The following is a 26,508-nucleotide window of genomic DNA, read 5'->3' on the forward strand; positions in this document are numbered from 1 at the left end:
TGGAGGAAGAGGTGCAGTGTGAAGCTATAGACGGGTCAACAGCATCTTTAGACGGCTTAGATCCGGCCGGTGCGGAACAGTTCTTCCACCAGTTCCAAATCCTGGAGTTTGTCGACGTCGACAGCCGCTAGGCCGTTCTTCATCTCAACCGCGCCGACTGCGAGTTCGGTTTTCCTACCGATATGCTTCAGGGCCGCTCGTTTGCTCAAAGTGCCCGTGGCAAAGCGGATCAGCGGCCAGACCCCGAAGGCGGCAATCATATGCAGCGGTTGTTTGCGCAAGGCTTCCAGGCGCTGCCACAGAACAACAGCCCGGCGCGCCTCCAGCGTACGGAGGTAAAAGAGATTGCACCCCGAAACGGCACCATCGGAAAACTTGAGATAAGTCCGGCGGGTGTTCGGTAGAGCCGCCAGAATGGCCTTGCGCTCTGCCAGGCCGATGGCCAGATCGGCATCTGCCGGCTGATCATCCAGAAACTGCCGGACCCATTCCGGTTGCAGCAACGCATGGTCGGCGGTGGTCACAAGAAGAGGTGCGCCCAGAAGGTCCAGGGCTTCGGCCACACTTTTGCTGGGTCCTGATGCTGCGGGAAGGATCTCCACATCGCCTAGAAGGCCGATGATGGGGGCGAGAGCCTGCGGGCTTTCGATGGAAATCGCGATCCTGCCGATCCGTCCGCTGGCACGCAGGGCCGTGACGACGCGCAGGATCATCGCCTGCCCACCGACGGGCAGCAGCGCCTTGTGGCTGACATTGCCTGCAACGGCAAGCGGATCGGCGGCCCCCTGACGGGAGCCAGCCAGCACCAGGGCCGTAATGCCGCTCACGACTTGCTATCCAGGGCTTTTTGATAGATGCGGTATGTTTTGTAGGTCTCGGCGCCCAGGGTTTCGATGATGCGGCGCATGGGGGTATTATCCTCAAGAATCCAGGACAGCTCCATCTTTTCGAAGCCTTTTTCCAGCGATCCGCGACGGGCCGCGTCGACCAGCAAGAAGGGAATAAGGCCTCCCATCAGGCTGCCTGCATGGCGACGGCGCACACCCATCAAGGGAACGCGCGCAGTCTTGACCCCTTTGACTTTCAGGCGCCAGAGCAGTTTCAGCCAACCGAAGGGGAATAGCTTGCCGCGGAGGTCGCGGATCGCTTCATTGAGATTGGGCAAAGCCACGATGAAGCCTGCAACCTCACCATCGATCTCGACAAACCAATTGAGACGTTCATGGATGAGTGGTTTCAAAGCTTTCGCCATATGGGCGGTTTCGGCCTCTGTCAGGGGGACAAAGCCCCAATTGCCTGACCAGGCATCATTGAAGATCTCGGTAACCGAGCGGATCTCCTGATCGTAACGGCTCCAGTCCATCGGGCGCAGAACCATGCTCGGATGCATGGCGCGCTTCAGCAGGCGTTTCGCCGCCACCGGCAATTCGCCCCGCGTATCGTAGAGATAGGCGACCACGTCCTTGATCTTGGTGAAGCCCGCCTGTTCAAGGCGCGGGCCCACGTAAGGAAGGTCATGTCCCATCAGCAGCATGGGCGGATGATCGAACCCGTCCACCAGCAGACCCGTCTCCTCGTTGGTCGATAGATTCAGCGGACCCCGGATGTGGGTCATGCCGCGTTCGATCAACCAGTCGGAGGCGGCATCGATCAGCGCGCTGAAGATGGCAGGGTCGTCCTCGGCCGCGATCATCCCGAAATGGCCGACATTAGGCTCCAACTTCAAAGCTTCGAAATCGACCTGGGCCGTGATACGGCCAACATCCACCCCATCGCGAACCGCAATGAAGTAAGCGGCTTCGGCATGGGTGAAATAGGGGTTCTTTTTTGATGAAAGCGCTTCCTCACGCTCCATGTGTAGCGGAGCGATATAAGCCGGGTCGCGGGCATGCAGCCGTTCAGGCAGGCGGATAAAGCGGTCGAGAGCCGCCTTATCCTCTACGCGACTGACGATGATCCCGGACGTTGTCTGCATATTCATCAAGCGGCCTTAAGCGGGAGTGGCTTCACCATAATGGTGCGGATCGTGTGCCATAGCAGCGTCAGCCCTTGCCATGCCGTTACGGCGATCAGACCGATTTCGCCTTTTCCAAGCAGGAGGGCAACGCCAAAAATGACGAGATTGATGTTGCGACGTGCAATGATCGCCCGAACTTTTCCGTCCAGTTCGGTCATCGCATGGAGCCCGCGCTTGAAGCGCGCCTTGGCAATGCCCAGCACGATCCGGTCGGCGACATAGAAGCCGATCAGCCAGATCGCCAGCTGGATCATCGGATCGCCAAAAGCAAGGCCGCCCAGCCCGAACGCCCAAGCGCCATACCACAGCGGCGGATGAATGATGTCTAGACCGTGGTCCAAAATATTGCCGATGGGCGAATCGGTCAGGGTCAGGCGGGCGACCTTTCCGTCGACGCTGTCGAGAATGCACATGCCGAACGCCAGGACAAAGCCCCAGAAGAACATCCCTTTGGCAAACAGTGGCACTGCTGCAAAGGTGAAGATGATCGACACGAAGGTGATCAGATTCGGGTGGATGTGCCAGCGGGTGGCAAGCTGGGTCAGGGGCCAGACGATGGGCGGGAAGACCCAGCGTGTCAGCAGATCGGTCGATCCCTTGTAGTTTGACCAGAACATCCAGCGCTCCAGCCGTTTCCGGGTCTCGTCGTCAGAGACGGTGAACAGCCAGAAGTCGATGGATCGGCGCAGATTGGCCATGAAACCTGGCATCGCGTCATTGGCCAGGGGCTCGATCCGCCCATCGCGCACCAGGGCGTCGCAGACTGTCAGCAGGTCGGAGGCCGCCGGGTCGATGCTGTCCGCCATCTCCGGGGTCAGGCGGGCAATCACCGCTCGTTCACGCCCTTCGCCATGGAAGGCGGCCACGGGAGTGTCGCCTTTGCCCAGAAAACCGATGAGGCGGCTGTCAATGACGGTCGCGCCGTCTATGACCAGTAGCGGCCCCTTGGCAGCCTTCAGTGCCAGGATCAAACGCTGTCCCAATGGACCTTGCGAGGCATCCGACAGGATGGGCTCACCGACAGTGGGCAAAACCTTGGCGATACTTCTGCGCAGGCGCGTTACCGGCGGAAGTCCAAACAGGGCAGGGGCACCCACAGCGGGGGCTGTATCGATCCAAACGATCATCATTCTTCGAACCTTAGCAGGATGGTGCCTGCAACACAGGCAAATATGGTTAATGCCCCCCAGGCGGCAAGCGCCGGCGGAATCGCCCCTGCCTCACCGAACGCGACCATGATGCCGTTGACCAGCATGAAAGCCATGCCAATGCCCAGGCTGAAGAGGGCTTGTTTCTCGCCCGCCATGCTGCGTCGGTCGCCATAGGCACAGACGAGACCGAGGATGAACATGACGAAAGAGGCCAAGGGGGTGGCATAGGCGGCATTCAGATGAGTCAGATAATAGGCCTGGGACCTGTTTGCCGGTGCTTCGCCATCCAGCGCACTCCGGATCGTCCCCGATCCCAGGGTGGAGAGCGGATTGGCTAGGTCTACGGCTTCTTCCGGACGCAAGCTGGTCTCCCAGACCGTATCAAATGGACCTTCCCGGAAGATGCGCGGGCCGTCGACCCGGATCAATTCGGCGTCATAGAGCAGCCAGGCGTTATCCACATAGACCGCCTTGGGCGACCACATGCGGCTGATCAACATCCCGTCCTGCTTGGAGCGCTTATAGATCTCGACATTCAGCAGTTCTCGTCCGGAGTCGCGGACAGCTTCTGCCGAAACCACGTCAGGCGAGGCACGGAACCAGACGGTGCGGCTATCTTTCAGTTTTTCCGGCGGGGTCGTGGCCTGCCACCAGAGAGCGAAATCACGCTGCACCACCGGCTTGACCTGATCAGCCAGCAGGAAGTGAGCGGCGGCATAGATCAGCAGGGCGGGCAGCATCATCAGGGCGATGCGATAGATCGTGATACCGGCAGCCCGCAGAATGATCATTTCGCTGCGGCGGGACAGCAGGGTGAAGGTCGTCACGCTGCCGACCAGCATGGCGAGGATCATCGCCTGATCGACGGCAGTCGGTAAGCGCAGCCACAGGAAATAGCCGATGCCCGCCGCTCCCAGGCCCCGATCCAGAATCTCTGTGGCGCTGTCCAAGGTGGCGAGCAGCAGCAGCAGCCCGACAAAACCAGCCAAGCTGGCGACAACCCGCTTCACGAGCATCAGGACAAGATAGCGCGACAGGATACCGGGCATCATGGGCGCGGTTTCCGCTTAGGAAGAAAGCGCAGCAGGCCGCCGATAGCCAGATCGATCAGCGAGGTTATGCGAGTCAGCGGATTGTCGCCCGGGCGCTGACGGCTGGAGAGAAACAGCCAGAGGCAGAGGGCGGCAAAGATCGCGAAGGGTGTCCAGACGGCGGGAAAAGCCGCGACACGACGCGCTTCCGCGAGGCTGGTCCCGAACTGCAGCGCATGCTGATAGGCAAACAGGATCAGGCCAGCCAGTACCAGACCCGCCCCGCGCCGTCCCCGCTTCGACACCATGGCCAGCGGTATTGCGAGCAGTGGTAGAAGCGGCAGGGAGAGGGACCTGGCAAGCCGCCCATAGAGCTCGGCCGCCATTTCGGCATAGGAGACTTTCGAGGCGGCTGGATCCCGCATGCCCGCGGCCAGTTCGATCAGCGTCAGTTCGCGCTCATCCTCGCCCCGCAGGCGGAACGGGGGGCGTTCGTCAGCATAGGAGACAGATGCAAGCAGGGATTCGAAGCGTGTCATCTGCAGGGGCTCGCCGGGCTTGTCGACAATGGTCTGCCCCCGCTCCATGACCAGGGTCATCTCGCCGGTCTTTTCCCCCAAAAACAGTTCGCCGACATTCGCTGTTGTGATGCGCTCGCCACCGTTGGGCAGCTTTTCGCGCAGAAACACTCCTGTCAGCCGGGTGCCGGAGGGGTCGACGCCGTCGGCGCTGAGCACGATGCCCTTGGGAGTATCGACAAAGGTGGCGGCCTGGGTGCGCCCATCCCAGATCGCGTTCGATGCGGTATCGAGCAACGCGCGATAGGCGTAGCGGCTGTAAGGCTGAACAAAGCCGAACAGGAGCAGGCTGACGCCGGTTGCAAGAACAGCGATCATCAGGAAGGGGCGGGTGATGCGCGAGATCGACAGGCCGCTCGCCATCATTGCATCGAGTTCGTTGTTGTCGTCCAGGCGTCCGATCACCGTGAAAACGGCGATGAAAAACGCCATCGGCATCGCGAGGCCCAGATAGTGGGGTACCAGATTGGCTGCCAGTTCGACGATCACCGGCATTGAGATGCCGGTCTGCGCCAACAGGTCAAAAAGCCTTAAGACCCGCTCCAGCAATAGGCTGATCAGCACGACGCCAAGGGTGATCGCGAAGGGGCGGGCGGTCGCTGCGAAGATATAGCGATCGAGGCGCAGGATCGACCAGCCGTCGGACCGGCGACGCGGATTATCGACTTCAATCGTCATTCGGTAACGTCGGTCGCCCAATGTGTCCGCAGATGATCGCGCAATATCTGCAATTCCGCCGGGCTTAAGGTGACGGCCTTTCCAAGGTCGGGTGCGCCCGGCCAGGAGCTATCGGCAAGAGTAATGTCGCCCAGACGCTTCTCGCCTTCATAGCGGGGCAGAACGTGGAAATGCACATCGGGATCAACCATCATCAGCATCAGATAGTTGATGCGCTGATAACCGATGGCGGCCTGGAGCATCGCCTCGATCCGGGGGATGGTGCGCCCCAGGTCGGCAAAAGCCTCGGGACTTACGGCGCCGAACGCGCCGACGGCTTCCTTGCAGACCAGAACCAATGACCCGAGCGTCGGCTGGGCCGGGCGGGTCTGAAGGGTCCAATAGTCGGTTTCCGCGATCAAAGTCTCGGGATAGCCGAATTTTGTCTGCGTCGCGTTAGCCATGCTCAAAAGGCAACCTTCCAGATCCTGTCTCAACAGGCGACATATCGTATGTCCCCTACCATATGAGGCGGGAGATTGTTTAAGCTAATGGCTGTCGCGTAAAGAAAAAGGATAGCGATGCGGATCTTCGGAGCGATAGGGACGGCAGGCTGGCTGCTGTTCACGGCATCATCTGCCTGGGCAGCTTGCGCGCCAGGGGTGACGGGGGGCGCCATGCTCGAGATACAGATGGAGGGGGTACGCTCCAACAAGGGGCAATTGACCGTCACGGTTTATCCGGATGACCCATCGCGTTTTCTGGCGTCGGGTGGCAAGGAGGCTCGGGTGAGGGTTCCGGTCAGCCAACCGATGACGGAAGCTTGCCTGGAGGTGCCGAAACCGGGGACCTATGCCATCGCCGTCTATCACGACGAGAATATGGATCGAAAATTCAATCGCACCTTCGTCGGGCTTCCCGATGAAGGCTACGGATTCTCGCGAAACCCCACCGGTCTGCTGGGCATCCCCGGCTTTGACGAGGTCAAATTCGCTGCCGTTGCCGGGGTGAACCGCCTGACGATCAAGATCACCTATTAGACCCGGCTGGACGGAATCTTCAGCGTATAATCCGCGATGTCGTGAAACTTATCGTCCGGGGCCAATCGACGGGCAGAAACCTGGACCTGCCAATTCGCGCCATCGGCATCGATGTCATAAAGGTGCCAGCGGGCCGCATGCTCGACGTGGCGTGCCGTTCCTGACGCAGAGGGCACGCCGATCACCGCAATCGGCCCTTTTGGCCCTGCAACCGAGGTTAAGCTCGCGCGGTGGGTGTGGCCATGCAGGATCATTTCCGCACCAGCCCGTTTCAGAACTTGCTGCATCTCCGCCCGGTCGATCAGCGCTTTGCGACCCGGTTGAAGGCCATCGGTCACCGGGTGATGCATCAGGATCACCCGGAACAGATCTTGCGCACCGAGGTTGGCCAGGATTTTTTCCAGCCGCGATAGCTGCGCGTCGCCGATCTTGCCGGTGGCGCGGAAGACCGGGGTGGCGATAGCGGTATTGACGCCGATCAAGGCAATCCGGCCGCGCAGCCGCACGAAGGGAAAGGCGGAAGGGTCTTCGCCATCTCCGCGCATCCATTGCTGCCAATGGCCTTGCCCGTCGTCATGGGCGACGGTCACCAGGGCATCATGGTTGCCCGGCACCAAAGTGACATCGGACGGGGCTCCCAATTGCGACAGCCAGTCGATCGATCGCTGAAACTCCTCGGGCCGGGCTGTATTGGTGATGTCGCCTGTCACAGCGATATGGCCGGGAGCGGTGGCGGCGATATCGGCGAACATTGATTTAAGTACGCTGCCCAGGTGGCGCTTGCGGCGCTTCAATTGCCAGGAAAGATGGCTCAATCCCCGTTTGGAAAGCCAGCCGCGTGGGCCTAGCGGCAGCCCATCCATGGGAAGATGCAGATCGGAGAGATGGGCAAGGCGAAAGCGGGTCAAAGGGCCGGATATCCAACATTGAACGGTTTAGAGCGCGATGGGCTAGCGTGACACAACGTCTGCCACTAGTGTAGCGCCTCGCCGGACAGGAACAGGATGGAATTGTGGGTGTCGCAGAACGACAGACGGTGCGCGTCGGCTATATAAACGGAACCTCGCCGCTGCGCTTGTGGGGATTGTCGCCCGACGAGCGTCTGCGGCGCAGCCTGAAGCGCGTGGGCGCAGATCGTATCGCGCCGTCGCTCGACGATGGGCCGAAGTCGGGCGAGAGTGCCGTGCTGCTCCAGGGCGACTGGGTTTTTGACGAAGCCCTCGTCCGTAAAATGGTGGAGCGTTCCGGGGTAGCCTTGCTGGCAGACGATGGAACGCTGGTGGCCGTCCATGGCGCGGCTGAAGACTGGCCGGTTCTACTGTCGGCCATCCGCTCCGGAAGCGCAGAGGCTCTGCCGCCGGGGATCGAACGGCTGACGGCGGAAGGCCTGGGCGGCAGCTATAACAATGCCCTGCGCAAGCGGGAGATTCCGCTGCTGTCCAAGGTCGATGAGACCTCCGTCAAAGCTTTGGAAGCCCGTCTCTTCGCCGGTTCCTATAAGGGCGTGACGGATGCCATCACCAAATATGTCTGGCCGGGGCCAGCCAGCCGCGTCACGAAATTCTGCAGTGTCGTCGGCATAACGCCCAACCAGGTGACCCTCACCAGTCTGGCCTTTGTGTTGGGGGCTTTCTGGGCCTTCTGGACCGGTCATTTCGCCATCGGCCTCGTCATGGCTTGGATCATGACCTTCCTCGATACCGTCGACGGCAAGCTGGCGCGGGTGACCCTGACCTCGACCAAGTTCGGCAATGTCTTCGACCATGGCATCGATTTGATCCATCCGCCTTTCTGGTGGTGGGCGTGGATCGTCGGGCTGGGCGCGGCCTATGACCCCAATAATATCGCGCTGATCGTGATCGTCGCGGGCTACATTCTGCAACGGGTCGAAGAAGGCATCTTCATGCGCGCCTTCGGGATCGAGATGCACATCTGGCGCCGTTTCGACAGCCGCTTCCGTCTGATCACCGCGCGCCGCAATCCCAATCTGCTGATCCTCACCGTGGCGTTGATTCTGGGCGAGCCTGCGATGGGCATGACGGCGGTGGCGATCTGGACCGCACTCAGCTTTGCCGTCCACACCTTGCAGATCTTGCAGGGAGCGGTGGCATCGCGTCGCGGCAAGCTGGTGTCCTGGCTCGCGCAATGAGGAAGGCTGCGCTGATCCGCAACCCGCGCTCCACCCGCAATCGCAAACGGGGAAAGGATCTGCGCGGTTCGGCGGAGATCTGGCTCGGAAATCGGTTCATCGAGCCCGCCAGCGTCACCGAGATCCCGGCGATCCTGAGTGATCTTGCCGCCCAGGAGGTCGATTGGATCATCGTCGATGGCGGCGATGGGACGGTGCGGGACGTAATGACGCCCCTGCCGGAAGCCTTCGGCGACCGCTTGCCCAAACTCTCGATCATCCCGTCCGGCAATACCAATGTGATCGCAGCCGATGTGGGGCGGCCTGCTATCGGTATCGATGCGCTGGTTGCGCTGAAGTCGGCTGCTGAAACTGGAAGCGGCGAAATCAACAGCCGTCCTTGTCTGGAAATCACGCGGGAGGCGGGCGATCCGCTGCTGCGCGGTATGTTCTTTGGCGTCGGCATGTTTCGACTGGCGGCCGAACTCGCCCATAAATCGGACTATCACGACCGCATCGGCCATGGCCCGGCGGTGGCGATTGCCATCGCCCGCGCCGCCTATCAGGTGTTGGCGGGAAAGCCCGATTCCCTGTGGCGGGGTGGTGAAGAGATGGTGGTGCGGGCTGGCGACGATGCTCCGCGTTCCGGACGGCATCTGCTGGTACTGGCGACGACATTGCAGAAGCTGGTGCTGGGGGCCTGGCCGTTCTGGAACGAACATCAAGGCCCGATCCAGTTCCTGGACGCGGATGCGCCGCCTGAAAAGATGGTGCGGGCCCTTTACACGCTGCTGCGCGGCAAGGCGCCCGACTGGATGCGCCAGGGTGACAGCTACCGCAGCCATGGTGTGAGCGAGTTGCATATCCAGCTTGCGAACGGCTTTGTCCTCGATGGCGAAAGCTATGCCACCGGCCCCTCCGGTCTGCGAATCGCGACCGGCCCCACCTTCGACTATTTTCGCCCATGAGTGGCGATCTGCTCTCCAGCATTGCGACTGAGCTCGCGGCTCCGGTGCCGGAGGCGATTCGCCAGAGCGCGGCCGCTCTGGCAGCACGGGGTGGCACAGGGGTGGCAGGTGTCCTGTTTTATGGATCCTCGTTGCGTACCGGCGATCTGGAAGGGGTGCTGGACTTCTATGTGATCGTCGACCGTTTGAAGGACTGGAACATCGGTACGGTGATCGATCTCGCCTGCCGGCTGCTGCCGCCTTTTGTCGAATATGCCGAGATCCCTGCGGAGGGGCGAATCCTGCGAGCCAAGGTCGCCGTCCTGACCCAGGGGCAGTTCGCCGACCTTGTCCGTCCCAACGCGATCAACACCACGGTCTGGGCGCGCTTTTCCCAACCGACAGCCCTGATCTGGGCGCGAGACGAGGCATCGCGTGCGGAGCTTGGCGCCACCATCGCGCAGGCAGTTGCGAGTGCCGCCGGTTGGGCCTACGCCCTTGGCCCTGTCAGCGGTACGGCGGAAGACTATTGGCGATCGTTGTTCAGCCACACCTATCGCGCCGAATTGCGGGTGGAACGGCACGATGGCCGCTCGGCCGATATCGTGGCCCATGGCGGCGCCCGCTACGCCCAGTTGCTGCCGCTTGCCTGGCAGGCGAATGAACTGGCATTTGAGCAGACAGCCGCCGGTGGCTTGATCAAGACGGGAGTGGCGCCTGCACGCTTCCAGGGCTGGGGGCTTCGGTCGTTCCTCGGCAAGCCCCTGAATATTGCCCGCCTGATAAAAGCGGCCTTCACCTTCCGGGGAGGCGCCGCCTATCTCGCCTGGAAGATCGAGCGGCATAGCGGGGTGGCGCTGAACCTCACGCCCTGGCAGCAACGCCATCCGATCCTGATGGCGCCTGCGCTGCTCTGGCGTTTGTGGCGTCGCGGCGTGGTGCGATGATCTGGGTCCTGTTGGGACGCCGGGCAGGCGATAACAAGCAGATGCTGGCCCTGGCTCGGGCGACGGGCCTGCCTTTCACGGCCTTGCAGATGGGCTTCAATGGCGCAAGTGCCTTACCGAATATCCTGCTGGGATCTCGGCGGATAAGCCTCGATCCAGCCTCCAAGGCTAAGCTGATCGCTCCTTGGCCACTGGCCGTCATTACGTCCGGTAGGCGGGCGGTTCCTGCAGCGCGTTGGATCAAGGCAATGTCTGGCGGCACGACGCGCCTTATCCATATTGGCCGTCCTTGGGGACCGCCGGAGTGGTTCGATCTGGTCGTCACGACCCCGCAATATGGTCTGCCCGATCTGCCGAACATTCAGGCCAATCTCATGCCGCTTACCCAGGAGATCGGGAAAGAGGGGGGAACTGCTCGCCCTGCATGGCTTGAAGCGCTTCCGCGCCCCCTTCTGGGAGTATTGGTGGGGGGCAACAGTCGCCCCCTGGTGCTGGATGCCGCTGCGGCAGAGCGTCTTGCGGATACGGCGTTGGATATGGCCCGAAATATGGGGGGAGGGCTGGTCCTATCCACCAGTCCGCGCACATCCGGAGAGGTTGCTGAGATCCTGCAGCGACGTCTTAAGGTATCCGAGGTGCCTCATGTGGTTGCCCTGTGGCGCGCTGGTGTGGCGAATGATTATGAAGGAATCCTGCGGCAGTCGGATCGCCTGCTGGTGACCGGCGATAGTGCGGCAATGATGGCCGATGCCGTCCTGTCGGGACGACCGACGGAAATCTTTCCTCTGCCAGAAAAGCCTGATTTCAGGTGGCGCTCCGCCCATTACGTAAGCAGTCTGCTGAGCGGCTTTCCTCTCGGTTTGCGGGTTCTCGAACGGCTGATGGGCTGGGGCATGTTATCGTCCGTGCGAGATATCGGCGCCTATGAGCGCGGGTTGCGGGCGGCAGATCTGCTGCGAGGGGGCGATGCTGCGCGGATGCAGGGGCGGGCCGAACTGGCGGCAAGTGCCCTACGGGTGCGGCAGCTCCTGTCCTAGATCAACGCGCAGACGATGGAATGCGTTTAGACACCGGCGGGCAGCGAATGCTACCTAATGGGACGATTTTGAAAGAGGGCGTCATGAAGAATATGGTCTTCATCCATACCAATGCGAAGCAGATCCTGGGCGCGCAGGTCGCTGCCCATGCCTTGCGGCGGAATTCGGCGAACCCTGATGCTTTCGACGTCCGCATCATCAAGGCCGAAGACTTCCCTTTCATCGCAGCCTATGACGGCAAGTCCTATCTGCGAGAGGGCAAGGCAACCGTCTGGCATGCCGATGACCTGCAATCCTTCACACCGCTGCGGTTTGCCGTGCCGGGGCTAATGGGCTACGAGGGGCGGGCCATCGTTACCGATCCCGATGTCTTCGCCATCGGCGACGTCAATGACCTCTTTGAAACCGATATGAAGGGCGCAGCGGTTTTGGCGCGTCAGATGGAAGCCAACCATCGTCGCCCCAGCCATTTCGCCTCCAGCGTCATGCTGCTCGACTGCGGCAAGCTGACCCATTGGAAGATCGAGGAGGATTTCGGGATTCTGTTCGAGAATAAGCGGGATTATCGCGACTGGATGTGGCTGCTGACCCAGCCGCCCGGCAGTGTCGCGCCGCTGGATCCGCACTGGAACGATTTCGACGAACTGACCCCTGAAACGCGGATGCTGCATAACACCCATCGCCGCACCCAGCCCTGGAAGACAGGGCTCGCCGCCGATTTCACCGCGCGCGGCACCACACTGTCATCGCGCCTGGGCGTTATCTTCCGCTCGCTGAAATCCAAGCTGACCGGTGGCGGAAATGCACCCAACGGTCGCTATACCCCGCACCCCGACCGTGCGCAGGAGAAGCTGTTTTTCGACCTGTTGCAAGAGTGCCTGAACAACGGTTCTATCACCCGCCAGGACGTGGAACGCGAAATCGCGCTCCACCACGTCCGCGCCGATGCGCTGTCCCTGGTCCGGGCCTAGGCTTTCCTGTTCCAGTAATCTTCGCCCCGATCTGTGACAAGATCGGCGGCGCTGCTGCTACCGGTCTCCTTGCGGCCGCCCTTCATATGATCCATGAAGCGGCCCAGGGGCGAATTGACCAGGACATGTTTGGCCTTCTTCCCGGCGCCTTCGGCTATATCGTGGGTCCGGTGTCCCTGGCGCTCCAGCCGTTCGCGCAGGACGTCGAACAGATAAGCGTCATGGTACTCATACTCCTTGAACAGGAGGTCTTCGGTATAGAGGCGCTCCAACCCGTCCATATAAGCCATCGTTGCCGGATGACGCAGGTTGAAGGCGAGGAAACCCGTCTCCGTATGGATCGACCAGCGGCGCAGGCAGCCAACGAAGCATTCTTGCGGCACGAAACCCTCCAGGGTCTCGCGGCTTAAGGGCGCGAAGAAGCGGGTGTCGGCATCGACCCAGATCAGCACATCGGCATCGGTGTTGCGGGCGGCGTGCAGGATGGCGAAGCTCTTATGGGCAAATCGAACGGCGTCCCAGCGATAGCCAAGACCCCAGCGCAGGCCGCGCAAGGCGGGGCGGCCCAGATAATGGTTGAAGCGGATGCGCGGCCGGATGCGCCAGCTCTTGCCATGGGCGAGCTTACTGTCCGCATGGCGGGCCTTGAATGCGATCAGTTCGGGACAAGATGAGACGAGATCGCGGCCTAGGATCCGGGGACTCGCAACATCCAGATCGAAGCCTTCGGTATAAAACAGCAAGGGGACATCTGCCGGCCAATACTGATCGAAGGTTTCTGCCATCTGGCGGCTATAAGCCTTGTAGCCCGCCTTATGGGATGTGGTCACCGCTGCAATGCGGCGGGCCTGTCCGTCTACCAAAACACCCTTATCCTTGCTGGGGCTATCCGATGCCGTTAGTAATGGCTTCCCATTATTCATCTTAGAATGCCCTGACTGACTTTATGAGTGAGAAACGCCCCATCGGGCGGCCTTATGCTGGATCGAATGTCACGCAAACAGAAATCTGACAAGCCAAAGCGAGCGCGTCCCCCTGCGCTGGTCAGGGTCGGCTCGGCCGTTTCTCCGGCCCGTGGGCTCCTGACGCTGTTCTGTCTGACCTTCGCCGGTCTCGCGGAAGCACTCGGTATAGCTAGTCTTTTGCCCTTGTTCGCCATGCTAGGCGAGAATGGTAATGAAGCTGGTGGGTTGGGCGGTGAAATCGTCAGATGGTCCCACGAAATCGGGCTGGCGCCAGACGTCAATTTCTTCCTGGGCTTCCTCATCATCGGCATGCTGCTCAAGGCGGGGCTGCTGATGCTGGCTTTGCGGCAGGTGGGGCGCGCAGCGGCGGACGTGGCGACCGGCATGCGGCTGGAATTGATCGAGGCGCTGTTGGCGGCCCGCTGGTCCTACTATGCGGGGCAGCCGGTTGGGCGCTTGTCGAATTCCTTCGGAACCGAGGCCAATCAGGCGGGCGAGGCCTATAACGCCGCGGCGCAGCTTTTCAGCAATGTCATTCTGGTCATCGGTTATTTGGCGGTCGCGGCGCTGATGTCGTGGAAGCTTGCAGTGCTTTCCAGCGTGGTCGGTCTGTTGATGATCCTGACGCTCAATCGCTTTGTGGTGATCACCAAGCGCAGCGCGAAGGTTCAGACCAAGGTGCTGCGCCGGATGATCGGCGAAATGACCGATGTCCTGGGCGGCATCAAGCCAATCAAGGCTATGGGACGTCAGGCGGGCTTCGCGACGCTCTTCCGCCGCGATGTGATGGCGATCAACGGGGCGATGCGTGATCAGGTCTTCTCCAAAAACGCTAATAAGGCGTTGCAGGAGCCGATCCTGGCGATCTGCCTTGCTGTCGGCATCTATGGGGCGATGACGTTCTGGAAGATGCCCGCTGGCGAGGTGCTGGTGATGGCCGTGCTGCTGGTGAAGACCGTGCTGACAATCGGGCGCGCTCAGCAGGATCTGCAAAATGTCCGCATCAATGAGAGCGGCTATGTCGCCATTGCCGATGCGATCGAAACGGCCCGTGCCGAGGTCGAAGGATCGGTTGGCAAGGAAAAGCCTGTTTTCGAGCGAGCCATAGAGTTCCGCGATGTTTCCTTCTCCTACGGCGTGACGCCGATCATTTCGCAGGCGAGTTTTTCGGTGCCGGCAGGAATGGTCACGGCCCTGACCGGTTCCTCTGGATCAGGCAAGACCACCACTGTGGACATTATGCTAGGGCTGCATAATGCGTCCGCTGGCGAGGTCTTCATAGACGGTCGTCGGCTGTCCGATATCGATATTGTCGCCTGGCGGCAGATGATCGGCTATGTGCCGCAGGAACTGACGCTGTTCCATGAGTCGATCTTTGCCAACGTGACCCTTGGTCAGGCCGACTTTAGCCGGGAAGATGTAGAGCGGGCTTTGACCCAGGCCGGAGCCATCGATTTCGTGAAGGCCTTGCCGGAGGGGCTGGATACCCTGGTTGGGGAACGTGGAGCGCGTCTTTCGGGGGGGCAGCGGCAGCGGATTGCCATTGCGCGCGCCCTGCTGCATCGGCCGCGTCTGCTCATCCTCGATGAATCGACCACCGCCCTCGACCCCGAGACTGAAGCCAACATCGTGCGCAATCTCTGTGCTTTGTCCGACGAGACGGGCATCGCCATTCTTGCTATCTCGCATCAGCCGGCCTGGACCCGCGCGGCATCGCGTACAATTCGTCTTGAAGGCGGGCATATCCTTTCGCAGGCACCGGCGGCAACGCTGGGCAGCAGCTCCTAACTCATTCAAAAGCAGCTTATGATCGAGCCGACACCGACCGTGAATGCCAATCTGCCGCAGCAGTTGGCGACTTTCGACACGCTAGCCGATGCGCTTGATTACGCTGCGCAGGGCGAGACGGGTTTCAATTTCTATTCAGGCAAGGGCGAACTGGTCGAAGCCCTGTCCTACAGTCGGTTGCGCATTGAGGCGCAGGCCCTGGCGGCCAGGCTGCTGGCAAGTGGTTTGAAACCTGGCGACCGAGTAGCGCAGCTCGCAGAGAGTGATGGCGATTTCGCCCGCATCTTCTTCGCCTGCCAATATGCCCGCCTAGTCCCGGTTCCCATGCCTCTGCCAGCCGCCTTCGGGGGGCGCGAGGCCTATGTCGCGCATATCCGCCGGATGATCGAGAATTGTGGCGCGCGGGCAGCCTTCGGGCCAACTGCGCTGGCGGCCTGGATCGCCGACGCCGTCACCGGCCTAGATCTTGTCTTCGCCGGAACCCTGGCCGGTTTCGAGGCGCAGGCCACAGAGACTGTTGATAGTCTGCCGTCTCAGGACAGCAGCAGCCTCAGCTATATCCAGTTTTCGTCCGGCAGCACCCGCTTCCCGTTAGGGGCCGCAGTCACGCAGAAGGCCTTCATGGCCAACGCCCGGGCGATTGCGCAGCATGGGCTGAAGTTGACCTCGGTTGACCGGGGTGTCAGTTGGTTGCCGCTCTATCACGATATGGGGCTTGTTGGCTTCTTCCTGACGCCGCTGACCGCGCAGGTGAGCATCGATCTGCTGCCGACCCATGAGTTTGCGCGCCGTCCGCTGGTGTGGCTCGATCTTATCGGGCGCAACAAAGCGACGCTTTCCTATAGTCCTTCGTTCGGATACGAGCTTTGCGCGCGCCGGGCGGAAACCCTGAACGTCGATCATCTGTCGCTTTCGAGCTGGCGTGCGGCTGGTATCGGCGGCGACATGATCCGGCCAGAAGTGCTGGACCGTTTCGCAGCGCGTTTCGCTGCTCGTGGGTTCGACGCCAATATCTTCACGCCCAGCTACGGCATGGCGGAGACGACCCTGGCCCTGAGCTTTGCGCCGTTGGGCAAAGGATGTCGCCGGGATACTGTCGATCTGCGAGAGCTCGAGCAAAATCAGGTCGCCGCGGCACCAAGCGGTCCCGATGCCCGGCCGCGCGATTTTGTGCTCTGCGGTCCGATCCTGCCCGATCATAAGGTCGAAGTGCGAGATGCCACGGGTGCGGTCCTGCCAGAGCGGCGGATCGGCAGGATCTTCGTCAGCGGCCCCAGCATGATGCGCGACTATTTCGGCGCGCCCGAGGAGACGGCGGCTGTCCTGTCGGCCGATGGTTGGCTCGATACCGGCGATCTCGGTTACATACTGGGTGGTGAAATCGTTATTACCGGGCGTGCCAAGGATCTGATCATCATCAATGGCCGTAATATCTGGCCGCAGGATCTGGAATGGAGCGTCGAAGCCGGGGTCGACGGCTTGCGAAGCGGTGATGTGGCGGTTTTTTCGATTGATCGTGCCGAAGGCGAAAGCGTCTGCGCGCTCGTGCAATGCCGTTTGACCGATGCAGGTGGGCGAGCCAAATTGGCGGCCGATATTGCCGCTTTGCTGCGCAGCCGCCATGGGGTTGAGGCTGACGTGAGGCTCGTCCCGGCGCGCAGTCTGCCGAAGACCTCTTCGGGCAAGCTCAGCCGTGCCAAAAGCAAAGCCCAGTTTCTGGCGGGCGACTTCGATGACGCGTTCCGTGACGATTGATGGCGAAAAGCCGGTTGTAGCCCTCACCGGAGCCAGCGGCTTCCTGGGGCGCTATCTTGTGCCCGCCCTGCATGAAGCGGGATATCGCGTTCGTATATTGATGCGTCAGGATCCCCAGGACGCCCGCTGGGCTGGTGTCGATCTGGAGGTCGTGCCCGGCAGGCTTGAGGATCAGCAGGCGTTGGATCGTCTGTGTCTGGGGGCTCAGGCGGTGATCCATGGCGCCGGACTGATCAAGGCGCGCAGCCGCGAAGATTTCATGGCTGTCAATCGGGATGGGGCAGGGCGGCTTGCGCAGACTGTTTCACGCCTGATTCCTAACGCACATTTTCTCCTGATATCTTCGCTTGCGGCCCGGAGTCCGGAGCTTTCCCATTATGCCGAAAGCAAGCTCGCCGGAGAGGAGATGATCCGGGCCATACTGCCTGAAGACCGCATCGGCATTCTCCGTCCCCCTGCGATCTATGGACCCGGCGACAAAGAAACCCTTGTGCTGTTCAAGCTGGCGAGTGGGCGGATTGCGCCGCTAGGCCAGCCGCAGGGTAGCAGGCTGGCCCTGATCCATGCCGAAGATGCAGCGCGGGCGGTTGCAGCGATCAGCCGGACCCGGCTGGCAGGGCATTGGTATCTCGCTGATGCGGAGCCGTCGGGATACGAGTTCGCCGACCTTCTGAAGATCGCGGCTGCAGCGCTGGGCAGCGATCCATTCTATATCCAGATCCCCTCGACGATGATTCATGTGGCGGGCGCGGTCAGTGAAACCTGGGGTCGGCTGACGGGGCGAGTAATGATGCTCACACGCGGCAAGGCTCGGGAGATCACGCATAAGGATTGGGCCGTGGCGGGTGAAGCCTTACCTCCAGCCGAAATATGGACCCCGCAGATCACGATGCACGCTGGGATAACCTCCACTGCACGATGGTACCGTGCCCGCGGACTGGTGTAACCCACAGCTTGGTCGCACCTTTGTAATGTTTTGTAATGATTTGTTGGGCAGCGATTTCAAAACCATGTGATACAAAAAATGACATAATTGGCCCATCTTTACGGGGGTCGCCGGGGGCGGGGCTTGTTTTCTCTATAGCTTGCGCCTTTATGAGAGTGATGGAAGTACAAGCATGATCGATCCAGCGGACATTTTCCGGGATGTCGTCGAGATGATTCAGTCGACGCTCTCCCGGCAGGTTACCGTGACTCCCGAAACTCGGATCGCAAGCGATCTCGGTCTTGATTCGGTTGCCGTGATGGATTTCGTGATGGAACTCGAAGACCGGTTCGATGTCTCGATCTCGCTGGACCGTATTGCGGAAATTGAAGCTGTGGGCGATCTCGTACGCACAATCGGCGAACTCAAAGGGCATGCGGCTGCATGAGCATTCTAGATAAGTTTGCCCCCCTTCAAGCGGCCTATTCGTCGCTGAAGGAGCAAGGTTTTGATCCGTTCGGTATCTCTTTCGACTCGATAACCTCCGCCACCGAAGGTGTATTTCAGGGCCGTTCCATCCTTTTGATGGGGACGAACAACTATCTGGGTCTTACGTTCGATCCGGCCTGTATCGATCGTGCGGTGGATGCATTGACGCGCTATGGAACCGGCACGACCGGCTCGCGCATCGCTAACGGCACTTATGTTCAGCACAGCGCTCTCGAAGCGGCGCTGGCGGATTTCTATGGCCGCGATCATGCGATGGTCTTTTCGACCGGCTATCAGGCTAATCTTGGGATTCTGTCGACCCTGGTCGGCAAGGATGATCATCTGATTATCGATGCCGATAGCCATGCCAGCATTTACGATGGCGTACGTCTGGGTAATGCGCAGGTTTTGCGCTTCCGCCATAATGATCCGAATGATCTCTATAAGCGCCTGAAGCGTCTGGAGGGCGTTCCCGGTGACCGCCTGATTGTGGTCGAAGGCATCTATTCCATGCTGGGCGACAAGGCACCGCTGGCTGAAATCGCCGCCATCAAGCGGGAGATGGGCGCCTACCTGCTGGTGGACGAGGCTCATTCGCTGGGTGTTCTGGGAGAAGGTGGCCGCGGATTGGCCGAAGAGGTCGGCGTTGATGCCGATGTCGATTTTATCGTCGGCACTTTCTCCAAAAGCTTGGGCACCGTTGGGGGATTCTGTGTATCGAATATCCCCGACTTTGATGTGCTGCGTGTCGCTTGCCGACCTTATATGTTTACGGCTTCGCTGCCGCCGTCTTCGATCGCTTCATCGCTGGAAGCCTTGAACCAGCTTCGTCAGCGTCCGGCTTTGCGCCAGCGCCTGCGGGATAATTCCGAGCATCTGCATGCTGGTCTGCGCGCCCTTGGATTTCAGGTCGGCCCGACTGTGAGTCCGATTGTATCGATTGCGTTGCCGGATCAGGCGACCGCGATCGCATTCTGGAACAAGCTGCTTGCGGCGGGTATCTACCTTAATCTTAGTCTGCCGCCTGCGACGCCGAACAACCTTTGCCTGCTGCGCTCCAGCATCAGCGCGGCCCATACCCCCGCGCAGATCGACCGTGCCATCGATATTATCGAAACTGTCGGTCTTGAATTGGGAGTGATCAGCCCGTCCGAACGCCCCGTTCTTGTGAACTCGGCGCTGTAATCTCTGTTTAGGTGACGACCCATGAAGGCCATCATTCTCAGCGCTGGGCAAGGAAAGCGTCTGCTGCCGCATACGGCCACTCGGCCCAAGTGCCTGATGCCGCTGTCCGGTCGTTCCGTGCTGGAATGGCAGCTGGAAAGTCTGGCGAGCGCCGGGGTGACGGAGGTTGTCGTCGTGACCGGCTTTGGCGCAGATCAGGTCGATGCGGTTCTGGCTACGCGCGATTTTCCCGGCCTGTCGGTTCGCACGCTCTATAACCCCTTTTATTCGGTTGCAGACAATCTCGGCAGTTGCTGGATTGCCCGCAAGGAAATGGTCGGCGCGTTCGCGATCCTGAATGGCGATACTCTGTTCGATGGCGATGTGGCACAGCATGTTCTGCTGCATCCGACCAGCTTTCCGATCACGGTCACCGTGAATCGCAAACCGACTTACGATTCCGACGATATGAAGGTCGCAACCGAAGGCGACAAACTTGTAGCCATCGGCAAGACCCTGGACGCCGATGTGACTGACGGCGAGTCGATTGGCTTCCTGCGCTTCACCGAAGAAGGTGGCCGTATCTTCGTTGCTGAAGTCGAAAAGGCCATGGCGACCACTGAAGGTCTGCGCCGCTGGTATCTGTCGGCGATCGATCAGATTGCGAAAGCGCAGAATTGTGTTGGGATCCGCTCCATTCAGGGGTTGGATTGGTGCGAGCTGGATTTCCCGGCTGACTATGACGCCATGCAGAACATGGTGCGCGGTTGGCTTCAGCGGGATGAACTCGGCTCTGCGTCTGCCAGCAAGGCGGCAGGCTGACGCACCGCTTGTCACCGACAGCGGGTGAATGATACCACCATGGCTCCAGGCGGAAACGGAGCGGCGATCGCATGAAGAACACAGTCTTCATTCACACTAATGCCAAGCAGATTTTGGGTGCGCATGTCGCCGCCCATGCTTTGCGCCGTAATTCTGCCAATCCCGATGCCTTCGATGTCCGCATCATCAAGGACGAAGATTTCCCATTCATCGCTGCCTATGATGGAAAAACCTATTTGCGTGAAGGCAAGGGCGTCGTCTGGGAAGCCAACAATCTCCAATCTTTCACCCCGCTGCGCTTTGCAGTTCCAGAATTGATGGGCTATCAGGGCAAGGCAGTGGTGATGGACCCCGATATTTTTGCGATCGGGGATATCAACGATCTGTTTGCGACCGATATGAAGGGGGCTGCCATTCTGGCCCGTCCCATGGAGGCGACGGACACCAGGCCAAGCCATTTCGCTTCCAGCGTCATGCTCCTCGATTGCGCCAAGCTGACCCACTGGAAGGCGGCGGAAGACTTTGGTGTGCTGTTCGAGAATAAGCGCGACTATCGCGACTGGATGTGGTTACTGACCCAGCCTCCCGGCACGATCGGTCCGTTGGATCCGGTCTGGAACGACTTTGATCGCCTGGCTCCTGAAACCCGGATGCTGCATAATACCAATCGCCGCACCCAGCCCTGGAAGACCGGCCTCCCGGTCGATTTCATGGCGCGTCGCACGACGCTGTCCGCCCGTTTGAAGGGGCTGTGGCGCGCGCTCAAGGCCCATGCATCCGGTAAAGGCTATGCGCCAAACGGCTTCTACAAGCCCCATCCGGATAAGGCGCAGGAGAAACTTTTCTTCGACCTTCTGCAGGAATGCCTGGATAAGGGCGTAGTCACACGCCAGGATTTGGAGCAGGAGATAGCGCGCCGTCACGTGCGTCCTGATGCCTTCCAGCTGGTGCGGGCTTAGATAGCTGCTATTGATGGGTGGTCTTCGCTCGCGGATCGGATGGGTCCCTGTTGAGACGACCCGTAGCGTTCTGATCCTGGCGGGGGATACCCCCATGACGGATCAGGCCTTGGCATTGGTCCACCATCTGCGCGGCCGATACCCTCGACTGCCGGTCCTGCTGCTCGGAACTGAGAGCAAGCGGTTGGCGGATGTGGTCAGCCATCCCTATCCGATGAAATTCTTCGAACGCCGTTTTCTGAAGCGCGCGCGCGTCAGGTTGGTTGTTCTGGCCGGACAGTTTGAGCGTCTGCCTGTGTCGCTCATAGAAAAAGCGGCCTGGCGAGGGTGCGATATTCTTGCCGTTGCTGATGCTGAGACGCTACCTCTGCTGGAAAGCATGCCCTGGCGCTCGCGGGTGACCCGCAGGCTGGTGGTGGGAGAGGGGGCTGGAGGCAGGGGAGAGACTCTCTATATTCCTGATATCCAAGCCCTCGCTCCAGCGGCGGTGACCAATTTGGTCGATATCCTCGAGCCGCATCTTGTGGCCAGCAAACGGGGCAGAAGGGGCACCGATACACTGGCAGGCGGGCGCGTCCGACGCCTGAATCGCATCCGATCGCTTCCAATCTTCGGGGCATTGTTCGAGCGCAAGTTCAGGCAGTATTCTGGCCTCGCTGAACTCCAGGCAACTCTCGGTAACCCGCAGTCGATATTGTGCCTAGGCAACGGTCCCAGCAGCGAAGCGCCGGAGTTACAGGGCGTTGCCTATGACCGGTTGTTCCGCGTTAACAGCAGTTGGCTGCAACGCGGGAGCTTTCTGAAACCGGATTTTGTTTTTACATCGCTGTCAGCCGTGAAAGATCTTAGCCCGCCGGCAGGCTTCATGTTGAAGACGCCTGATGACGAACTGGCGATGCTTTCCGCTCTCGCATTCGCACCACGGGTCATCCGATACGGAATAGCCGAACGTCTGGGGCTTTATGATCCGGCCGACTTTGGGCCCTACACGCCAACGAACGGTGCTGTCATGCTGGCGGCTGCGGTTGGTCTACAGCCTGCTCATCTGATCGTCGCGGGGATCGACCTCTTCGCCCATCCCGAAGGCGCCTACCCGCAGGATGGATCCACGGTGAATGACTATTCCGTCGGTCATGACAGGGCACTGGAGACGCGGTTTCTGCTTGAGATCCTGGGGCGCTTCAAAGGAAAACTGACGATCTTGAGCCCAATGTTGGCTGAGGCCTTTCAGCGCTATCGCGCCTCTCTCTGAAGCATTTAGTGCTTAGAGTACCTCAGTGGCCTCTCTCGATCGCGAAATCGACCGCTTCGCACAAGGCGCGGCGCAGGGGGCTGTCGGGGAAGCGGTTCAGCGCCTGCTTGGCGATCTCGCCGCGCTGACGGGCACGCTCTACCGTTTCGGCAACCGTGCCGTGGGCTTCGATCAGCTTCTGCGCCTTGGCGAGGTCGCTGTCGTCCTGCTCCAGATCTTCCATCGTGCGACGCCAGAAGACGCGTTCTTCCTCGCTGCCCTTTGCGTAGGCCAGGATGATGGGCAGGGTGATCTTGCCTTCACGGAAGTCGTCGCCGACTGTCTTGCCTAGAGCCGCCTGACTGGCGGCATAGTCGAGTGCATCGTCGATCAGCTGGAAGGCGATACCCAGTTCCTGCCCGAAGCGCGCTAGAGCCTGATTATCCTCGGCCGGACGCCCAGCGATGACGCCGCCGACTTCGGCAGCTGCGGCGAACAGGGCCGCGGTCTTCGAGCCGATCACTTCGAGGTATTTATCCTCGTCGGTCGACAGGTCGTTGGTGGTGACAAGCTGCAACACTTCGCCTTCGGCAATGACGGCGGAGGCGCGCGACAGGATCGCCAGCACTTCAAGTGAACCCGGCTCGACCATTAGTTCGAACGCGCGGGAGAACAGGAAGTCGCCGACAAGCACGCTGGGCTTGTTGCCAAAGACGGCATTGGCGGAGGCAAGGCCGCGGCGCAGGTTCGACTCATCCACCACATCATCATGCAGCAGCGTCGCGGTATGAATGAACTCGACACAGGCGGCCAGCTTGGCGTGATCGGCACCGCGATAGCCGGACAAAAGGGCGGCCGCGATGGTGATCATGGGGCGCAGGCGCTTGCCGCCCGCCGCGATCAGATGACTGGCAAGCTGCGGAATCAGCGCGACCGGGCTCTGCATCTTCTCGATGATGAGCGCGTTCACCGCTTGCATATCGTCGGCGACCAGGGCGCTCAACGCATCGATCGAAGCGGGGCGGTGATTATCGCGTACGGGTTGGCTCATCCTGACTCCGGGCCGGGCCCTTCATAGAAAACTGCGCGCGCAGAATAGGGGGGATGAGCGCGGGGTCAAGAAAATGCTTGTCGCGGGTGAACCGTGCCGTTCGGATAACGGCTTCTGTCAGACGCTTTTCACTTGAGTAGCCCTAGCGACTCTCTACGATCCGCACCCATGCATACTGTCCTGACCACCAATGATCCCGTGAAGCTTTCTTATGCCCAGGCGCTGCTCACCGACAGCGGCATCGAGAGTGTCGTGGCCGATGGTTTTACGAGCGTGGTCGAGGGCAGCCTCGGTATCCTACCGCGTCGCCTGATGGTGCTGCACGAGGATGGCGAGGCTGCTCTGGGGCTTTTGCGTGACGCTGGCATCGTGACCCCGTGACCGACACCACCGACGACATCTTCCTTGGCGGACTTCTGCGCGTGCGCCAGCCTGCCAAAGGATATCGCGCGGGTGTCGATCCTGTGATCCTGGCCGCGAGCATACTGGCCCCGGAAGGTGCTCATCTGGTCGAGATGGGGTTGGGGGTCGGGGCGGCCGCGCTGTGCCTGCTTGCCCGGCGGCCGGACCTGCGGGTGACAGGCTATGAGATCGATTCCGCTCTTGCCGCCCTGGCGCGGGAGAATGCGGTCCTCAACGGGTTCGCGGATCGGCTGACGGTGATCGAAGGGGATGTGTTGGTTGCCGAGGGCCGCTTTGCGGGCGGCTATGCCAATCCTCCCTATCATGGGGTTTCAGAAACCGACGCCTCGCCCATCGCCTGGAAGGCCAAAGCGACCATCGCCGACCCCGAACCCTGGGCCAAGGCGGCGGCACGTCTGATCGCGCCGCGCGGACAGTTGACGCTCATCTATCGCATGGACCGGCTGCCTGAGCTGCTGACAGCCGTGAGTGGTCGTTTTGGGGCGTTGGAAGCTCTGCCGCTCTGGCCGCGTCCTGGGGGGGCTGCCAAGCGCGTGATCCTACGGGGCATAAAGGGCAGCCGAGCGCCGTTTACCTTAAAGGCAGGTCTCGTCTTGCATCGGGACGGCCAAGGCTATACGCCAGAGGTCGAGGCCCTTTTAAAAGAGGCCGCTGCCTTTCCTGGGGAGGAAGTCTAAGTGAGCACCACGGTCGAACGGCCCTCGCTGCTGAGCGAGGCCGGGCAGACATTCCGTCTGGCGTTGCCGATCATCATCGCGCAATTCGCCCTCGTCATGATGAATGTGGTGGCGACGGTGCTGGCCGGAAAGATCGGTTCGGCTGCCCTGGCCGCCGCCGGTCTTGGCAATGCGCTCTTCTTCTCGCTGACCGTGATCGCGAATGGCCTCGTTTCTTCTGTCGGGGTCAAGGTGGCCCAGGCCGAAGGGCGTGGGAATGTCGATGAAGCAGGCGCTTTTGCCTATCAGGGGCTGAAGCTGGCCTTCCTGATCGGCCTGCCGGGCATGGCGATTCTGCTCCTGCTGCCCGGCCTGCTGCGGGCGCTGGGATATAATGCTGACCTGGCTTCGGATGTCGGCGGCTATCTTGCGTTCCTGGCCTTGGGGCTTATTCCCTATACCTGGGTGACGGTGCTGCGGTTCACGACGGCCGCCATCGGACGCCCGCGTGTCGGCACCCTGATCGCGATCCTCGGTGTCGGGGTCGAATATGTCATCGGATCTTGGCTGCTTGATCATGGCTATGGGCTGAAGGGCGTTGGGCTCAGCATCACCATCGGCATCTGGGTGATGCTGGGCTGTTTCGCCCTCTATGTGCGGTTCGAGAAACATTGCCGCCGCTATGCGATGTTGTGGCGACCCAACGCTGGCAATGCCGATCTCAAGGAACTCTGGACTATCGGCTGGCCGATCAGCGTCGCCTTTGCGGCCGAAACCCTGCTGTTCTCCACCAGTTCCACCATGGCGGGCTTCTTTACCTCGATCGAGCTTGCGGCCCATACCATCGCCAACCAGTCGATCGTCTCGACCTTCATGGTGGCTGTCGGCCTTAGCCATGCAACGATGGTGCGGGTTGCCCATGCCGTGGGGCAGGGGGCGCAGCATCGTGTCCGCCGCATCGGCCTGACCGGGATCGGCCTCGGCCTTGTTGGCATGGGCTGTTCGGCAACCCTATTCTTTACCGCTGGGGAATGGGTGGTGGGGCGCTTCATCGATCTGGATGTGCCGGGCAACCTGCCGACGCTGGCCTTTGCCCCGCCGCTCCTCATCATAGCCGGGATCTTCCAACTGGTCGACGGCACCCAGGCCGTCGCGGCGGCGGCCTTGCGTGGCATCCAGGATGTCCGTTCAACCATGGTGATCGGCCTCTTCTCCTATTGGGCTGTCGGTCTGGTGAGCGCCTGGGTCATGGCTTTCCCGCTGGGCATGCGCACCCAGGGGCTGTGGCTCGGCCTTGCCGTCGGACTTGCCACGGCAGCCGTTGCGCTGACGGCTCGCTTCCTCTTTTTGACCCGGGATTTGACCAAGCCCGGGCTTGCCCGGTAAAAAGTCCCATGCTCGGATTCTCGCTCTCCAAAATCCTCTTCCTCGCCCTGATCGTCGGGGGCATCTGGTATCTCTTCCGTCGCTTTGGCGGGGGGAGGCCTGCCGAACCCGAAAAGAAGGGACGCTTTCGCGCGACCAGCCCCTCGGACGCTAAAAAAGAAGAGGGAATCGAGGATCTGCAAAAGTGTCCAGCCTGTGGAACCTATGTAGTGTTGCGTAGCGGCACTACATGCGGTCGCCTGGCTTGCCCCGGTAGCTGAGTCCCTTGTAATATCGTTACGAATTTGCAGCTTTACGCGTTGCTGCATTGCCAAAACTTCACCTGTCGGTGGCTTGATTTCCGTGGCTTGCCCGGCTAAAGCTGCCGCCGACCTTCTTCCCGACCCGACG

General features: G+C 60.8%; 26 protein-coding genes. 17 read left to right on the forward strand and 9 right to left on the reverse strand.

Annotated features, from left to right (window positions below):
- Positions 1 to 56: 56 nt before the first annotated feature.
- From ACFSM5_RS16945 to ACFSM5_RS16970, 6 genes are read right to left on the reverse strand one after another with little or no spacing between them, the layout of a single operon-like run.
- Positions 57 to 827: a nucleotidyltransferase family protein gene (locus ACFSM5_RS16945; RefSeq protein WP_379877690.1), complete on the reverse strand. Its 771-nt coding sequence runs from the start codon at positions 825 to 827 to the stop codon at positions 57 to 59.
- Positions 824 to 1,981, reverse strand: a complete 1,158-nt coding sequence (locus ACFSM5_RS16950; RefSeq protein WP_379877692.1) for a dATP pyrophosphohydrolase — start codon at positions 1,979 to 1,981, stop codon at positions 824 to 826. Before ACFSM5_RS16950 ends, ACFSM5_RS16945 begins: the two co-directional genes overlap by 4 nt.
- A complete protein-coding gene (locus ACFSM5_RS16955; protein WP_379877693.1) occupies positions 1,981 to 3,147 on the reverse strand; it encodes a CDP-alcohol phosphatidyltransferase family protein in 1,167 nt (388 codons plus the stop codon). The genes ACFSM5_RS16950 and ACFSM5_RS16955 overlap by 1 nt, the downstream gene beginning before the upstream one ends.
- Positions 3,144 to 4,220 carry an LptF/LptG family permease gene (locus ACFSM5_RS16960; protein WP_379877694.1) on the reverse strand — a complete coding sequence of 359 codons (1,077 nt, stop codon included), beginning with the start codon at positions 4,218 to 4,220 and terminating at the stop codon, positions 3,144 to 3,146. Before ACFSM5_RS16960 ends, ACFSM5_RS16955 begins: the two co-directional genes overlap by 4 nt.
- Entirely contained in the window at positions 4,217 to 5,455 is a 1,239-nt protein-coding gene (locus tag ACFSM5_RS16965) for an LptF/LptG family permease (RefSeq protein WP_379877695.1), read from the reverse strand. The genes ACFSM5_RS16960 and ACFSM5_RS16965 overlap by 4 nt, the downstream gene beginning before the upstream one ends.
- Positions 5,452 to 5,898 carry an HIT family protein gene (locus tag ACFSM5_RS16970; protein ID WP_379877696.1) on the reverse strand — a complete coding sequence of 149 codons (447 nt, stop codon included), beginning with the start codon at positions 5,896 to 5,898 and terminating at the stop codon, positions 5,452 to 5,454. The genes ACFSM5_RS16965 and ACFSM5_RS16970 overlap by 4 nt, the downstream gene beginning before the upstream one ends.
- 117 nt (positions 5,899 to 6,015) lie before the next feature.
- On the opposite strand from ACFSM5_RS16970, the gene ACFSM5_RS16975 reads away from it, so the two are divergent.
- Positions 6,016 to 6,474 carry a DUF2141 domain-containing protein gene (locus ACFSM5_RS16975; protein WP_379877697.1) on the forward strand — a complete coding sequence of 153 codons (459 nt, stop codon included), beginning with the start codon at positions 6,016 to 6,018 and terminating at the stop codon, positions 6,472 to 6,474.
- On the opposite strand, the gene ACFSM5_RS16980 is transcribed toward ACFSM5_RS16975, so the two are convergent.
- Positions 6,471 to 7,382, reverse strand: a complete 912-nt coding sequence (locus ACFSM5_RS16980) for a metallophosphoesterase family protein (RefSeq protein WP_379877698.1) — start codon at positions 7,380 to 7,382, stop codon at positions 6,471 to 6,473. The genes ACFSM5_RS16975 and ACFSM5_RS16980 overlap by 4 nt on opposite strands.
- A gap of 104 nt (positions 7,383 to 7,486) precedes the next feature.
- On the opposite strand from ACFSM5_RS16980, the gene ACFSM5_RS16985 reads away from it, so the two are divergent.
- From ACFSM5_RS16985 to ACFSM5_RS17005, 5 genes are all read left to right on the forward strand, one after another.
- Complete coding sequence (locus ACFSM5_RS16985; RefSeq protein WP_379877699.1) at positions 7,487 to 8,623, forward strand: CDP-alcohol phosphatidyltransferase family protein; 1,137 nt, start codon at positions 7,487 to 7,489, stop codon at positions 8,621 to 8,623.
- Positions 8,620 to 9,570, forward strand: coding sequence for a diacylglycerol/lipid kinase family protein (locus ACFSM5_RS16990; RefSeq protein ID WP_379877700.1), 951 nt, complete (start codon positions 8,620 to 8,622; stop codon positions 9,568 to 9,570). The genes ACFSM5_RS16985 and ACFSM5_RS16990 overlap by 4 nt, the downstream gene beginning before the upstream one ends.
- The gene (locus tag ACFSM5_RS16995) at positions 9,567 to 10,496 is read left to right on the forward strand and encodes a hypothetical protein (RefSeq protein ID WP_379877701.1); all 930 of its coding nucleotides are present in this window, start codon (positions 9,567 to 9,569) and stop codon (positions 10,494 to 10,496) included. Before ACFSM5_RS16990 ends, ACFSM5_RS16995 begins: the two co-directional genes overlap by 4 nt.
- On the forward strand, positions 10,493 to 11,533 hold the full coding sequence (locus ACFSM5_RS17000) for an ELM1/GtrOC1 family putative glycosyltransferase (RefSeq protein ID WP_379877702.1): 1,041 nt from the start codon (positions 10,493 to 10,495) through the stop codon (positions 11,531 to 11,533). The genes ACFSM5_RS16995 and ACFSM5_RS17000 overlap by 4 nt, the downstream gene beginning before the upstream one ends.
- A gap of 83 nt (positions 11,534 to 11,616) precedes the next feature.
- Complete coding sequence (locus tag ACFSM5_RS17005; protein ID WP_379877704.1) at positions 11,617 to 12,504, forward strand: glycosyltransferase family protein; 888 nt, start codon at positions 11,617 to 11,619, stop codon at positions 12,502 to 12,504.
- Here the strand turns inward: ACFSM5_RS17005 and ACFSM5_RS17010 are convergent.
- Complete coding sequence (locus ACFSM5_RS17010) at positions 12,501 to 13,367, reverse strand: hypothetical protein (RefSeq protein ID WP_379877705.1); 867 nt, start codon at positions 13,365 to 13,367, stop codon at positions 12,501 to 12,503. The two genes, ACFSM5_RS17005 and ACFSM5_RS17010, sit on opposite strands and share 4 nt — an antisense overlap.
- A gap of 126 nt (positions 13,368 to 13,493) precedes the next feature.
- On the opposite strand from ACFSM5_RS17010, the gene ACFSM5_RS17015 reads away from it, so the two are divergent.
- From ACFSM5_RS17015 to ACFSM5_RS17050, 8 genes are all read left to right on the forward strand, one after another.
- Positions 13,494 to 15,257 carry an ABC transporter ATP-binding protein gene (locus ACFSM5_RS17015; RefSeq protein ID WP_379877707.1) on the forward strand — a complete coding sequence of 588 codons (1,764 nt, stop codon included), beginning with the start codon at positions 13,494 to 13,496 and terminating at the stop codon, positions 15,255 to 15,257.
- Between the two features lie 18 nt (positions 15,258 to 15,275).
- The gene (locus ACFSM5_RS17020) at positions 15,276 to 17,012 is read left to right on the forward strand and encodes a fatty acyl-AMP ligase (protein WP_379877708.1); all 1,737 of its coding nucleotides are present in this window, start codon (positions 15,276 to 15,278) and stop codon (positions 17,010 to 17,012) included.
- On the forward strand, positions 16,990 to 17,958 hold the full coding sequence (locus ACFSM5_RS17025) for an NAD-dependent epimerase/dehydratase family protein (RefSeq protein WP_379877709.1): 969 nt from the start codon (positions 16,990 to 16,992) through the stop codon (positions 17,956 to 17,958). The genes ACFSM5_RS17020 and ACFSM5_RS17025 overlap by 23 nt, the downstream gene beginning before the upstream one ends.
- 172 nt (positions 17,959 to 18,130) lie before the next feature.
- On the forward strand, positions 18,131 to 18,385 hold the full coding sequence (locus ACFSM5_RS17030; RefSeq protein ID WP_379877710.1) for an acyl carrier protein: 255 nt from the start codon (positions 18,131 to 18,133) through the stop codon (positions 18,383 to 18,385).
- Positions 18,382 to 19,611, forward strand: a complete 1,230-nt coding sequence (gene spt / locus ACFSM5_RS17035) for a serine palmitoyltransferase (RefSeq protein WP_379877711.1) — start codon at positions 18,382 to 18,384, stop codon at positions 19,609 to 19,611. The genes ACFSM5_RS17030 and spt overlap by 4 nt, the downstream gene beginning before the upstream one ends.
- A 21-nt stretch (positions 19,612 to 19,632) precedes the next feature.
- Positions 19,633 to 20,412, forward strand: a complete 780-nt coding sequence (locus ACFSM5_RS17040; RefSeq protein ID WP_379877712.1) for a phosphocholine cytidylyltransferase family protein — start codon at positions 19,633 to 19,635, stop codon at positions 20,410 to 20,412.
- Between the two features lie 71 nt (positions 20,413 to 20,483).
- Positions 20,484 to 21,371 (forward strand): glycosyltransferase family protein, encoded by an 888-nt coding sequence (locus ACFSM5_RS17045; protein ID WP_379877713.1) that lies wholly within the window; start codon positions 20,484 to 20,486, stop codon positions 21,369 to 21,371.
- 94 nt (positions 21,372 to 21,465) lie between these two features.
- Positions 21,466 to 22,623 (forward strand): hypothetical protein, encoded by a 1,158-nt coding sequence (locus ACFSM5_RS17050; RefSeq protein ID WP_379877715.1) that lies wholly within the window; start codon positions 21,466 to 21,468, stop codon positions 22,621 to 22,623.
- Positions 22,624 to 22,645: 22 nt separating this feature from the next.
- Here the strand turns inward: ACFSM5_RS17050 and ACFSM5_RS17055 are convergent, their stop codons facing one another.
- Positions 22,646 to 23,653 (reverse strand): polyprenyl synthetase family protein, encoded by a 1,008-nt coding sequence (locus tag ACFSM5_RS17055; protein ID WP_379877716.1) that lies wholly within the window; start codon positions 23,651 to 23,653, stop codon positions 22,646 to 22,648.
- A gap of 168 nt (positions 23,654 to 23,821) precedes the next feature.
- On the opposite strand from ACFSM5_RS17055, the gene ACFSM5_RS17060 reads away from it, so the two are divergent.
- Genes ACFSM5_RS17060 through ACFSM5_RS17070 form a run of 3 tightly spaced genes read left to right on the forward strand, consistent with a single transcriptional unit; the run spans position 23,822 to position 26,118 of the window.
- Entirely contained in the window at positions 23,822 to 24,034 is a 213-nt protein-coding gene (locus ACFSM5_RS17060; protein WP_379877717.1) for a putative signal transducing protein, read from the forward strand.
- Positions 24,031 to 24,753, forward strand: a complete 723-nt coding sequence (locus tag ACFSM5_RS17065) for a tRNA1(Val) (adenine(37)-N6)-methyltransferase (protein WP_379877718.1) — start codon at positions 24,031 to 24,033, stop codon at positions 24,751 to 24,753. Before ACFSM5_RS17060 ends, ACFSM5_RS17065 begins: the two co-directional genes overlap by 4 nt.
- On the forward strand, positions 24,754 to 26,118 hold the full coding sequence (locus tag ACFSM5_RS17070; RefSeq protein WP_379877719.1) for an MATE family efflux transporter: 1,365 nt from the start codon (positions 24,754 to 24,756) through the stop codon (positions 26,116 to 26,118).
- The last annotated feature ends 390 nt before the right edge of the window (positions 26,119 to 26,508 follow it).

The organism is Lacibacterium aquatile, assembly GCF_042683105.1.
Lineage (GTDB): Bacteria > Pseudomonadota > Alphaproteobacteria > Elsterales > Elsteraceae > Lacibacterium > Lacibacterium aquatile.